The 12,195-nt window shown below is 65.7% G+C and carries 8 protein-coding genes; 5 read left to right on the forward strand and 3 right to left on the reverse strand.

The window, feature by feature from the left end:
* The first annotated feature begins 210 nt into the window (after positions 1 to 210).
* Together K7G81_RS07965 and K7G81_RS07970 are read left to right on the forward strand one after the other, a co-directional pair.
* Positions 211 to 3,225 (forward strand): glycosyl hydrolase family 28-related protein, encoded by a 3,015-nt coding sequence (locus tag K7G81_RS07965; protein WP_439649536.1) that lies wholly within the window; start codon positions 211 to 213, stop codon positions 3,223 to 3,225.
* Positions 3,226 to 3,272: 47 nt separating this feature from the next.
* Positions 3,273 to 6,251 carry a TonB-dependent receptor domain-containing protein gene (locus K7G81_RS07970; protein WP_223030678.1) on the forward strand — a complete coding sequence of 993 codons (2,979 nt, stop codon included), beginning with the start codon at positions 3,273 to 3,275 and terminating at the stop codon, positions 6,249 to 6,251.
* Positions 6,252 to 6,342: 91 nt separating this feature from the next.
* On the opposite strand, the gene K7G81_RS07975 is transcribed toward K7G81_RS07970, so the two are convergent.
* The 3 genes from K7G81_RS07975 to K7G81_RS07985 all read right to left on the reverse strand — a co-directional run bounded on the left by K7G81_RS07975 (position 6,343) and on the right by K7G81_RS07985 (position 9,024).
* On the reverse strand, positions 6,343 to 7,347 hold the full coding sequence (locus K7G81_RS07975) for an MliC family protein (RefSeq protein WP_223030251.1): 1,005 nt from the start codon (positions 7,345 to 7,347) through the stop codon (positions 6,343 to 6,345).
* Positions 7,344 to 7,682 (reverse strand): DNA primase, encoded by a 339-nt coding sequence (locus K7G81_RS07980; protein ID WP_223030252.1) that lies wholly within the window; start codon positions 7,680 to 7,682, stop codon positions 7,344 to 7,346. Before K7G81_RS07980 ends, K7G81_RS07975 begins: the two co-directional genes overlap by 4 nt.
* Positions 7,683 to 7,788: 106 nt before the next feature.
* On the reverse strand, positions 7,789 to 9,024 hold the full coding sequence (locus K7G81_RS07985) for a multidrug effflux MFS transporter (RefSeq protein ID WP_223030253.1): 1,236 nt from the start codon (positions 9,022 to 9,024) through the stop codon (positions 7,789 to 7,791).
* 119 nt (positions 9,025 to 9,143) lie between these two features.
* Here K7G81_RS07985 and K7G81_RS07990 point away from each other — a divergent pair, with 119 nt between their 5' ends.
* The 3 genes from K7G81_RS07990 to K7G81_RS08000 all read left to right on the forward strand — a co-directional run bounded on the left by K7G81_RS07990 (position 9,144) and on the right by K7G81_RS08000 (position 12,139).
* Complete coding sequence (locus tag K7G81_RS07990) at positions 9,144 to 9,632, forward strand: hypothetical protein (RefSeq protein WP_223030254.1); 489 nt, start codon at positions 9,144 to 9,146, stop codon at positions 9,630 to 9,632.
* Positions 9,633 to 9,843: 211 nt separating this feature from the next.
* Entirely contained in the window at positions 9,844 to 10,797 is a 954-nt protein-coding gene (locus K7G81_RS07995; RefSeq protein ID WP_223030255.1) for an isopenicillin N synthase family dioxygenase, read from the forward strand.
* A 46-nt stretch (positions 10,798 to 10,843) separates the two neighbouring features.
* The gene (locus K7G81_RS08000; RefSeq protein WP_223030256.1) at positions 10,844 to 12,139 is read left to right on the forward strand and encodes a homoserine dehydrogenase; all 1,296 of its coding nucleotides are present in this window, start codon (positions 10,844 to 10,846) and stop codon (positions 12,137 to 12,139) included.
* Positions 12,140 to 12,195: the final 56 nt, after the last annotated feature.

Genomic DNA, 12,195 nt, shown 5'->3' on the forward strand with positions numbered 1-12,195 from the left:
CGGCGTATCACGGGCAGCATATCCACGCTTTGACCGCGCCTGCCTATTACGACCTTGGTCGTGGCTGTGTCGCCCCGCATCGATTGGTATCCCTCCTCACAATCCCGGGCATGCCGCCGCCGTCATGACGGCAGAGCGGTGGCGGCACGCCCGGGAGACAGAACAAAATATCGGGCAGAGGTGCGGATGAGGCAGTCAAAATGGCTTGGAATGGCGATTGCCTTTGCCCCGCTGCCGGCGCTCGCCGCACCGGCAACGGTGTCGATGATGACCAAAGCGCCCGACGATCCCAACGCGGTGACGGTTCACGGCGCCGCCGACGGCCGCACCGACGACACCGCCGCGATCCAGGCCGCGATCGATCGGGCCCACGCCAAGACCGGTGAGGGTATCGTTTTGCTGCCCTCGGGCCGATACCGCATCACTCACAGCATCCTGGTGCCGCAAGGCATGCGCCTCTATGGCATCGGCGCGACGCGACCGGTGCTGGTGCTCGCGCCGAACACACCCGGCTTCCAGCACGGCGTTTCCAACATGGTGATCTTCACCGGCGGCGACCAATATCAGGTCGGGCAGATCCCGATGCCGGTGCCGACCGTGGTGCCGCGCGACAAGCCGGTGCGCGACGCCAATTCCGCCACTTTCTATTCGGCGATGAGCAATATCGACGTCGAGATCGGCGCCGGCAATCCCGCCGCCGCGGCGATCCGCTTCCACGTCGCTCAACACGCCTTTCTGAAACACATGGATTTCCGCCTCGGCTCGGGATTCGCTGGTGTCTATCAAGCCGGCAACGAGATGGAGGACGTCCATTTCCACGGCGGCCGCTACGGCATCGTCACCGAGAAGACCTCGCCCGCCTGGCAGTTCACGCTGATCGATTCGAGCTTCGACGGCCAGCGCGACGCCGCGATCCGCGAGCATGAGGCGGGGCTGACGCTGGTCAACGTGACGATGCGCGACACGCCCGTCGGGATCGATATCGACAAGGGCTACGGCGACTGGATGTTCGGCAAGGATGTGCGGTTCGAGAATATCTCGACCGCCGGCGTCGTCATCAGCAACGAGAACAACGCTTATACCCAGATCGGCTTCCAGAATGCGCTGGCGAGCAACACGCCCACCTTCGCCCGCTTTCGCGACAGCGGGCGAACGGTGCCGGGCAAGGGAAACACCTATCAGGTCAGCGATTTCGGCTATGGCATGACTGTGCCCGGCCTCGGCCGGACCGGCCATTACGAGACGGTGATGAAGGCCGAGGCGATCGCCGCCATGCCGGCCCCGTCAGCACCGGCGATCCGCGCGCGGCCGCCGCAGGCGGACTGGATCAACGTCCGCACTTTGGGCGTGAAGGGCGACAGCACGACCGACGATACTGCGGCGATCCAGCATGCAGTCGATACGCACCGCGTGCTCTATTTCCCGACCGGCTTCTATCGCATCACCGACACGATCCACCTGAAGCCCGACACCGTGCTGATCGGGCTGCACCCCAATCTGACGCAATTATACTTCCCCGATCGCCTGCCCGGCTTTCAGGGCGTCGGCGCGCCGCGCCCGGTGATCGAGGCGCCCAAGGGCGGGCACAATATCGTCACCGGGCTGGGCCTGTTCGCCGGGCGGATCAACCATCGCGCGATGGCGCTGATGTGGAAGGCCGGCGCGGACTCGCTGGTCGACGACGTCAAGATGATGGGCGGCGGCGGCACCGCGCTGGCCGACGGCAAGCCGCAGGGCGAGTATGCACGCCCCGGCGGCGATCCGATCGCCAACACCTGGCTCGATGCACAATATCCCAGCATCTGGGTAACCGACGGCGGCGGCGGCACCTTTGCCGACGTGTGGAGCCCCGACAGCTTCGCGCAGGCCGGCTTCTACATCTCCAACACCTCGACGCCCGGCCATATCTACGAAGTGTCGGTCGAGCATCACGTGCGCAACGAGTTCGTGCTCGATCACGTCCGCAACTGGGAGTTCCTGGCACCACAGACGGAGCAGGAAGTTGCCGAGGGCATGAACGCCGTCTCGTTCGAGATGCGCGATTCGAGCAACATCCTGCTGGCCAATTACCACGGCTATCGCGTCACCCGGACCTGGCACCCGGCCGAGATGGCGGTGAAGCTCTACAATTCGAGCGACATCCACTTCCGCAACGTCCATGTGAATGCCGAGAGTGGCTATGCCACCTGCGACGACAACGGCTGCGCCACCTATCTGCGCGCCAGCAAGTTCCCGTTCGAGAATGCGCTGCTCGATGAAACCAGCGGCCTTGAGGTCCGCGAGCGCGAGTTCGCCCGGCTTGATGTGCCCGCCGATCCGCCTGCGCCGCCGGCGGCCGAACGCCCTGCCTTCTTGTCCGCCGACGCGAAGGTCCGGAAGCTGCACGACGGCTTCTTCTCGATCTCCGGCGCGGCGGTGGATGCGGCCGGCACGCTCTATTTCGTCGAACATCGCTTCCAGCGCATCTACAGCTGGGACGCCGCCGGCGGCCTGCAGGTGGTGCGCGACACGCCGACCGACCCGGTCAACCTCGGCGTTGCCAAATCGGGCGACATCATGGTGCTGTCGTCGCTGGGGCCGCAAGCGAGCGTCTACAGCTTCAAGCCCGACGATCGCGACGGCGCGCTGACGATGATCCAGCCGACCGCGACCGCGCCGCATTCCGGCGCGACCGTGCTGCTGCCGGGCAATTGGTGGGTCAATGGCGAGTTCAAGGACCAGTTCGACACCGATGCCGGCCGGTTCACCACGCTGGCCGAGATGTTCGCCGCCGATGTCGGCGATCCGAAGCGGCAGGAATATGTCTCGCCCGACGGCAGCCTGGTGCTGCCAGCCTTCCGCGTGTTCCAGCAGGGCCCGGCCGATCACACCGGCTGGCGCTGGTCCGATTCGCTCGACACTTATGGCTTCGTCGACACGAAGATCGGCAGCCGCGTGTTCGTCAGCAACGAATCCGAGGACAAGACCTATAGCGCGCTGGTCGGCGCCGGCGGCAGCCTGACCGATTTGAAGCCGTTCGCCAATCGCGGCGGCGAGAGCGTGGCGGTCGGCCCCGACGGCCATGTCTTCGTCGCCAACGGCCAGGTGTTCGCCTACGCGCCCGACGGCACGCCGCTCGGCCAGATCGACGTGCCCGAGCGCCCGCTGCAACTCATCTTCGGCGGCGCCGACCACCGCACCTTGTTCATCCTTACGCACCACGCGCTCTACGCGGTGACCGTCTGATGCCGGCGCCGATTGCCATTCGAAAAAGAAGGGGAGGTTCCATGACCATGTTCGACACCCAATCGGCCCTGTCCCGTTCGGCGCGCCGTCGCCTGATGGCCGGTGCCACCGCATTGCTCACCGTGGCACTTGCGGCGCCGGCGTTCGCACAGACCAACGCGCCGCCTGCGCCTGCGCCTGCGCAGACCAGCGACGCGAGCACGCCACCGGCATCATCGGACATCGTCGTCACCGGCTCGCGCATCACCACCTCGGGGTTCCGCGCGCCCACCCCCACGCAGATCGTTAGCGCCGATGATCTGGCAAAGAACGGCGAACCGAACGTCTTCACCACGATCGCGCAGTTGCCCTCGCTGGCGGGCTCGACCGGCGTCACCACCGGCACCAACAGCACGTCGAGCGGCCAGCAGGGGCTCAGCTCCTTCTCGCTGCGCGGCCTTGGCACGATCCGCACACTGACGTTGCTCGACGGCCAGCGCGTGGTCGGCGCCAACGTCACCGGCGTGCCCGATATCAGCCTTTTCCCGCAGCTCCTGATCCAGCGCGTCGACGTGGTGACCGGGGGCGCGTCGGCTTCCTATGGCTCGGATGCCGTCGGCGGCGTCGTCAACTTCATCACCGACAAGCATTTCGAAGGCTTCAAGGCCAACGTCCAGGGCGGCATCAGCGATTATGGCGACAACGGCCAGTACACGATCCAGGCCGCGGCCGGCAAAGCCTTCCTCAACGACCGGCTGCACGTCGAAGTGAGCGGTGAATATGATCATGAAAACGGCGTTCCCGCCGGCGGCTTCGGCGAGGAAGCGCCCAGCGGCCGCGACTGGTATCGCACGTCAACGCTGATCAACCGGGGCATTCGCGACGATGGATCGCCGCAATTCCTCTACCGCGATCACGCGCAAGCCTATCAATATACCAAATATGGCCTGATCACCGCCGGCCCGCTGCAGGGCATCGCGTTCGATGCCAACGGCAATCCCTTCCAGTTCAACTACGGCTCGAACGGCACGCCGGCCAAAGACGATTCGGGCAAGGTCAACGGCTGCTACACCGGCTTCTGCGTCGGCGGCGACCTTTCCGGCAATGTCGGCATCGGCACATCGCTGCAATCGTCGATCAAGCGCTGGAACGGCTATACGCGCGCCGGCTTCGACCTCGATCCCGACAATGAGATCTACGCGACCGTCAACATCGCGCGCGTCCAAACGGCCAATCAGCCCAATCCCGGCGCGGCCAAGGCCGGGCTGACGCTCCAGTGCGATAACCCGTTCGTTCCCGATGCGATCCAGCAGCAATGCGCCGACGCGGGGATCACCAGTTTCAAATACGGCGTCAGCAACGCGATCCTGCCCAACATCAAGGTCAACACCTCACGCAAGCAATATCGCTTCGTCGGCGGCGCCGACGGCACGTTGCACGGGCTGGGCGGCGATTGGCATTACGACGTCTATTACGAGCATGGCGAGAACATCAGCGACATCAATGTCGACAACATCACGCTGACGCCGCGCTACAACCAGGCGATCCAGGCGATCGAACTCAATGGCGCGATCGTCTGCGCCGATCCGGTGGCGCGCGCCAATGGCTGCCAGCCGATCAACATCATCGGCGGCGACGCGCCGTCGGCCGCCGCGCTTTCCTATATCGAGCCGAACAACGGTCCGTTCCAGCATACGCGCCAGACCGAAGACGTGGTCAGCGCCAACCTGTCGGGCGCGCCCTTCTCGCTATGGGCAGGCCCGGTGTCGATCGCCACCGGGCTTGAATATCGCCGCGAATATTATCGCGTCACCGGCGATCCCTATGGCAACGGCGTCAGCGACGCGAGCGACTATACCGATGCCTATCCCGCCGATCCGATCCTGAGCGAGGCGGGCAACAACTGGTATGCCGGCAATTACCATAGCGGCCATGGCAGCTATCACGTGCTGGAGAGCTTCCTCGAGCTGAACGTGCCCCTGCTCGATCACACGTCGCTCGGCAGCGCCAATTTGAACGTCGCGGGCCGCGCGACGCACTACAGCACCTCCGGCACGGTCTATACGTGGAAGGTCGGCGGCACCTGGGACACGCCGATCGACGGCGTCCGCCTGCGCGCGGTCACCTCCCGAGATATCCGCGCGCCCAACCTATCCGAGCTCTACGCCGCGCCGATCTCGGTCAACGTCCCCAATTTCACCGATCCGTTCAACAACACGTCGGTGAACATCATGCAGAACACCGTCGGCAACCCCAACCTCAAGCCGGAGATCGCGCGCAACACCGAAGCCGGCATCGTGCTGTCCCATCCCCAATGGCTGCCGGGGTTCAGCATCTCGTTCGATTATTACCGGATCAAGCTCAACCACGCGATCTCGGCGCTATCGGCGCAGGATCAGGTCAATTACTGCCATCAGGGCGTGACGCAGCTGTGCGGCACCTTCTATCTCGACGATCCGACCAACACGCATAATTACGTCACCGTTCAGCCGTTCAACCTCGCCTCGATCTTCACTGACGGCTTCGATATCGAGGCGAGCTATCAACTCCGGCATCCGTTCAACAGCTCGGGCAGCCTGACGCTGCGCACGCTCGCGACCAACGTGCGCAACTTCATCACCAATACGGGTTTGCCTGGCGCGATTCCGATCCAGCAGGCGGGCGTCAATTCGAGCGCGACGCCCGACTGGAAGCTGCTTGCCGTCGAGACCTGGCAGACCGATCGCTACAGCCTGACGCTGCAGCAACGCTGGATTTCGGACGGCGTGTTCGGCCATCAATATATCGTCTGCGACCCCGGCTCCTGCCCGGTTTCGACCGATCTCAACCCGACGATCGACTATAACCACATGGCCGGCGCCTTTTATTTCGACGTATCGGGATCGTATAATATCACGCCCAAGGTCAGCGCCTTCTTCAAGGTCGACAATTTGTTCAACCGCGATCCGACGCCATCACCCCAGACCAATACCGGCGTCGACATCAACCCGTCGCTCTATGACACGATCGGCCGGATGTACCGGTTCGGCATCCGCTATAATTTCTGATCTTTCGAGGCCCCTCCCCACTGGCGCTCCGACCTCCCGGTCGGAGCGTTTCTTTTTGCGCGACCTCACGCACGCTGAAACGCGCGGGAGGTCAGTTCGCGGTGCAGTGGGTGGCGGGTTTGCCGGGGGCGGTGAAATCGGCTTCGTCGCCCTTGCCGCGCAGGGTGTAGCCGCCGGCGGCATACCAGATGCCCGAGCCGGCGCGCTGCGCCTCGAGCACGACGAGCTGCTTGCCGGCGACGCTGACCGTGCCGGTGTTGGCGCGGTTGTCGAAGGCGATGTGGAAAGCGGTGCCGTCGGCGCAGCGATAATCGGCCGAAGCGGTGGCCGGCACGTCGTCGCCGGGGCCGCTGTCGATCGGCTCGAGCGGCGGCGGGCTACCCGCGTTGCCATCCGTATCGGCCGGGCGCGGCTTGAGGTTGCTGGCGGTGATGTGCCACGTCTTGTCAGCCGCGGTCGCGCCGTCGATGTCCGCGGTGCGGTGGAGCGTGATGTCGCCGCGCAGGTTGAACGGGCGGCCGCCGTCCTCGAGACGACCATAGGCCTGCACCGGCACCGTCACGTAGCGCTGGCCCGCGCCGGCGTCGATCCGGCCGGGAGCGCCGATATTGGCGTGATATTCGGCATATTTGGCGAAGCTGCCAGCAAAGGCATCGGCGCTCATGCCCGATGCCTTGCCGTCATCGGCCCACAAGGCCCAGGCCTGATGGTATTTGCCCGCCTCGATCAGCGCGAAATAGGTCTGGACGACATTGGCGGCGCCCTGCGCGCTGCCTGGCGTGAACGGCGCTTCGGAAACCGGCGTGCCATCATCGGGCAGGCCGCCGGGCTCGCCGGGGCCGGGCGGCTGGAGCGGCGCGGGTGAGGGACTGGGAGACGGCACCGGCGCGGGCGGCGGCGCGGTGGTCGCCGCCTCGCCGGGGGTCTGCAGCGCGTTCGAGGCATAGGTATCGATGTCGCCCTGCGCCAGCTCGGCGGCGCCGTTGATGTCGAACCGGCTGCTGTTGCCGTCGGCGGCCCTGGGCGCACTGCCGCACCCGCCCAGCGCGAGCACGAGCGGGGCGGCAATGAGAGGGAGGCGAATCGGACGGATCATGGGTTGAGCGCGTCGTCATCCTCATCGTCGAGCTCGTCATCGTCTATCGAGCCATCGTCGAATTCGTCCTGAATGTCGTCTTCGTCCATATCCTCTTCGGATTCGCGGGAATCGTCCTCTTCCTCGCCGTAATCGTCGTCGGTCATCTCGAGATCGTCGAGTTCGTCCTCGTCGTCATCCTCCTCGAGATCGGGATCGAGATCGGTCTGGATCGTGCCGTCGCCGGGGCCTTGCCGCGTGGTTTCGAGAATTTCGGCGCGCTGGCTCTCGTCATAGCCATCCTCGTCATAGCCGTCGTCGCCGGAACCGTGACCGGGAACCTGATAACCGCCCATCGTTCGTCTCCTCACCGCATCATGCGGCCATTCGCACAATCGAACGGCGACAGGTCAATACGGGTTCCCACGCGGTGCGACAAATCGTGGCAGACATGCCGCCGCGCTACGCCGCCATATGGCCGCGGAACAGCCGGCCATGCTCGGTGATCAGGATCACGCCGAGCGCGACCAGCCCGGCGCCGAAGAAGCCGATATAGAGCGGCACCGTCGTGCCGGCGAACGCCTGGCCGACCGCCGCGCCGATCACCGCGCCGATGGTGATGCCGATGAACCCCTGCACGCTCGACGCGGTGCCGGCGATATGGCCCATATTCTCCATCGCCATCGCCGAGAAGTTCGAGGTGGCAAGGCCGAAACAGCCCATCGTCAGCGCCTGGAGCACGACGAAGATGGCGAGCGTCTCGTGCCCGGTCGCGGCAATGACGAGGTGGACGCCCGACAGCGCGATCTGGGTGAGCAGCGCCGAGTGCGAGATGACCCGCGTGCCGAGCCGCATCACCAGGCGCGAATTGACGAAATTGGTCAGCGCCATCGTCGCCGCGGTGATGGCGAAGACGATCACCAGCAGCCCCGGCCGGTGAAAGGTATCGAACATGATCTGCTGGATCGAATTGATATAGCCGTAAAGCGCGCCGAGCAGCGCCGCCGAGGCCAATGTGTAGCCAAGCGACCAGCGATCGCCGAGCGTCTGCATGAAGCCGCGCGCCAGGCGCGCCGGCGCGAGCGGGCGCTTGTCGTCCGGATGCAGCGTCTCCGGCATTCGCAACCCGAACCACAAGGTTACGATCGCGGTGCCGAGCGCGGTCATGCCGAAGATCAGGCGCCACTTGCCGAACAGCAGGATCGTCTGGCCGAAGGTCGGCGCCAGCACCGGCATGATCATGAAGACGATGAAGGCGAGGCTCATCACCCGGGCCATGGCGCGCCCGGTGAAGCAATCGCGGACCAGCGCGATCGTCACCACGCGCGTGGCGGCCACGGAGATGCCGCCGATCACGCGCGCGGCGAGCATCAGCTCGAAACTGCCGGCAAGCGATGCCGCGACGTTCGAGGCGAAATAGACCGCGAGCGCACCAAGCATCACCGGCCGCCGCCCGTAGCGATCGGCAAGCGGCCCGTGGATCAACTGGCCCAACCCCATGCCGATCAGGAAGGCGGTGACGATCAGCTGGCGCTCGTTTTCGGAAACGACGCCGAGGCTGGCGCCGATCGCGGGCAGCGCCGGCAGCATCGAATCGATGCCGAGCGAGCCCAGCGCCATCAGCGCCGCGATCAGCGGCACGAACTCGGCGAAGGCGAGCGGCGGGGCGTCGGCAGGCTGGCGGGCGGGTGCGGTCATCACCCGGCGCCATGCCGCAAAGCGCCGCGATTGTCACCGCTCGACAGCGCGGGGCGGCTTGACCGGAAACCGGCGCCGGCATAGTGTGTTGTTTGGTCAATACACGAAAGGTCGACCTGATGCGCCCGATGATGCTCGGACTGACGCTCGCCGCGCTGGCGCTCGGCGGGTGCGACAACAAGGAAGGGACGACGATCACGCTCAACGAGAGTGATGGCAACGGCGCGATGGCGCTGGCCGACAATGGCCAGGCGGGGCAGGTCGCGCTCAACCTTCCCGGCTTTTCGGGCAAGATCAACCTGCCCAAGCTGCATCTCGACGGCGACGACGTCGAGTTCAACGGTGTTCACCTCTATCCCGGTTCGAAGGTGACGGGGATGAACATCGATGCCGATCACGACAACGGCACCGTCCACATCGCGTTCGACAGCCCCGCCGATCCGGCGACCGTGCGCGATTATTTCCAGACCAAGCTGGGTGGCGCGGGGTTCACGCTGCACGCCGAAGGGAGCGGGCTGGCGGGCACGACCGACGAGGACAAGCCGTTCAGGCTGGACCTGCAGCCCGACGGCGACGGGCACGCCAAGGGGATGATTACCGTCAGCTGAGCGGCCGCGTCGTTGCAAGGCAGGCGTCATGCTGAACGTGGTTCAGCATCCATGGAGAAACGCCTGTAGGGTTCGTGACGGATGTCGGTCCATGGACCCTGAAACAAGTTCGCCGGTGACGGTATGCGCGGTCGCCTGGCTGCTTGCTGCGCTCCCTCGCCCGCGGCTATATTGGTGGTTTCCGTAATTCGTGTTCCCGATTGGATTCGCCATGCTCGATACCCCTGCCGCCGAGGTTCCCACGCTGTCGTTGAAGCAGCAGGCAACCGATCCCGAAGGCTTTGCCGCCGCGTTCGGCGGGTCTTTCCAACGGTTCGGGTTCGCGATCGTCGCCGATCACGGCATTGATCAGGGGCTGATCGATCGCGCGTGGCGGCAGACCGAGGACTTGTTCAAGCTGCCCGAGGAGGAGAAGCGCGGCTATCACCAGCCGGGCGGCGGCGGCGCGCGCGGCTACACGCCGTTCAAGACCGAGATCGCCAAGGGTGCCAGCGTCGTCGATTTGAAGGAATTCTGGCATGTCGGGCGCGAGCTGCCGCAGGGCCACAAATATGCCGACGACATGGCGCCCAACGTGTGGCCATCGCGACCCGAGGGATTTCGCGAGACCTTCCTCGAATTGTTCGCGGCATTCGATACCGCGGGCGACAAATTGCTCTCGGCGATCGCGCGCTATCTGAAGCTCGAGCCGAACTGGTTCGACCGCGCGGTGACTGACGGCAATTCGGTGCTGCGGCTGCTGCATTATCCGCCGATTCCTGCCGATGCCGAGGGCGTGCGTGCCGGCGCGCATGAGGATATCAACCTCATCACGCTGCTGCTCGGCGCCGAGGAAGCGGGGCTGGAACTGCTCGACAAGGACGGGCGCTGGCTGGCGATCAAGCCGCCCGAAGGCGCGATGGTGGTCAATGTCGGCGACATGCTGCAGCGGCTGACCAATCACGTGCTGCCCTCGACCACCCACCGCGTCGTCAATCCGCCGCCCGAGCGGCGCGGGCATTCGCGTTACTCGATGCCGTTCTTCCTGCATCCCGCGCCCGACTTCCTGATCGAGACGTTGCCGGGCTGCATCTCGGACGCCAATCCGAACCGCTATCCGGCGCCGATCACCGCGCACGATTATCTCCACGAGCGGCTGGTCGAGATCGGGCTGATCAAGAAATAATCGCAAAGCTGGACGGCGCGCCCACGCAACGCTACGCGCGGCCGTCATGGCTGACACGCAACCGCTCCGCATCGCCCTCGCCGGCCTCGGCACCGTCGGCGCCGGCGTCATTCGTCTGCTCGAAGCGAACGGGCCGCTGATTACCCGGCGCGCGGGGCGCAGGATCGAGGTTGTCGCGGTGTCGGCGCGCGATCGCGCCAAGGACCGCGGGGTCGACATTTCGGGGTTCGACTGGGTCGACGATCCGGTCGCGCTGGCCGAGCATGATCGCGCCGATATCGTCGTCGAGCTGATCGGCGGATCGGACGGGCCAGCGGTGGCGCTGGCGCGCGAGACGCTGAAGAACGGCAAGGGCTTCGTCACCGCCAACAAGGCGATGATCGCGCATCATGGCCTCGAACTCGCGGAAGCGGCGGAGGCGGCGAGCGTGCCGCTCAAGTTCGAAGCCGCGGTGGCGGGCGGCATCCCGGTCATCAAGGGCCTGCGCGAGGGCGCCGCGGCGAACGAGATCGCGCGCGTCTATGGCGTGCTCAACGGGACGTGCAACTTCATCCTCTCCAAGATGGAGAGCGAGGGGCGCGATTTTGCCGAGGTGCTTGGGCAAGCGCAGGCGCTGGGCTATGCCGAGGCCGATCCCAGCTTCGACATCGACGGGGTGGATGCCGCGCACAAATTGTCGATCCTTGCCAGCCTCGCGTTCGGTACGCGGCCGGCGTTCGATCAGGTCGCGGTGCATGGCGTGCGCCACGTGATCGCCGCCGACATCGCCGAAGCGGCATCGCTGGGCTATCGCATCCGGCTGGTCGGCATTGCCGAGGCGGGCGCGAACGGGCTGTTCCAGCGGGTGCATCCCCACCTGGTGCCGCTCGATCACCCGCTGGCGCATGTGACGGGCTCGTTGAACGCGGTGGTGGCGGAAGGCAATTTCGTCGGCCGGCTGTTCTTCGAGGGCGCCGGCGCCGGCGACGGGCCGACCGCGAGCGCGGTGGTCGCCGACCTGATCGACATCGCGCGGGGCGAGTTCGGCCCGGCCTTCGCGATGCCCGCGGCGAGCCTTGCCGACGATCCGCGCGCGGACACCGGCGATCGCCGCGGCCGCGCCTATCTGCGCTTCACCGTGGCGGACAAGGTGGGCGTGCTGGCCGAGATCGCCGCGGCGATGCGCGATGCCGGCGTCTCGATCGAAAGCCTGATGCAGCGCGGCGCGATGGCCGACGGCAGCGTGATCGTCGCGATCGTCACCCACGAAGGACCGGAGCGCGCGGTGGCGCAGGCGCTGGAGAAACTACGCGGCTCGCCGAGCCTGGCCGGCGAGCCGGTGTGGATGCATATTCTGGGGTAGCAAAATCCGGTCGTGCTGAGCTTGTCGAAGCACCGTTCTTTTCCTCCGCTCGGGAA

It is taken from the genome of Hephaestia mangrovi (assembly GCF_019880555.1).
GTDB lineage: Bacteria > Pseudomonadota > Alphaproteobacteria > Sphingomonadales > Sphingomonadaceae > Sphingomonas > Sphingomonas mangrovi.

Bases quoted from the DNA above. Each gene is read 5' to 3' on its own strand.
- K7G81_RS07965 (WP_439649536.1), top strand. From the start codon at position 211: ATGGCGATTGCCTTTGCCCCGCTGCCGGCGCTCGCCGCACCGGCAACG.
- K7G81_RS07995 (WP_223030255.1), top strand. From the start codon at position 9,844: ATGCTCGATACCCCTGCCGCCGAGGTTCCCACGCTGTCGTTGAAGCAG.
- K7G81_RS07975 (WP_223030251.1), bottom strand. From the start codon at position 7,347: ATGATCCGTCCGATTCGCCTCCCTCTCATTGCCGCCCCGCTCGTGCTC.
- K7G81_RS08000 (WP_223030256.1), top strand. From the start codon at position 10,844: ATGGCTGACACGCAACCGCTCCGCATCGCCCTCGCCGGCCTCGGCACC.
- K7G81_RS07985 (WP_223030253.1), bottom strand. From the start codon at position 9,024: ATGACCGCACCCGCCCGCCAGCCTGCCGACGCCCCGCCGCTCGCCTTC.
- K7G81_RS07980 (WP_223030252.1), bottom strand. From the start codon at position 7,682: ATGGGCGGTTATCAGGTTCCCGGTCACGGTTCCGGCGACGACGGCTAT.
- K7G81_RS07990 (WP_223030254.1), top strand. From the start codon at position 9,144: ATGCGCCCGATGATGCTCGGACTGACGCTCGCCGCGCTGGCGCTCGGC.
- K7G81_RS07970 (WP_223030678.1), top strand. From the start codon at position 3,273: ATGTTCGACACCCAATCGGCCCTGTCCCGTTCGGCGCGCCGTCGCCTG.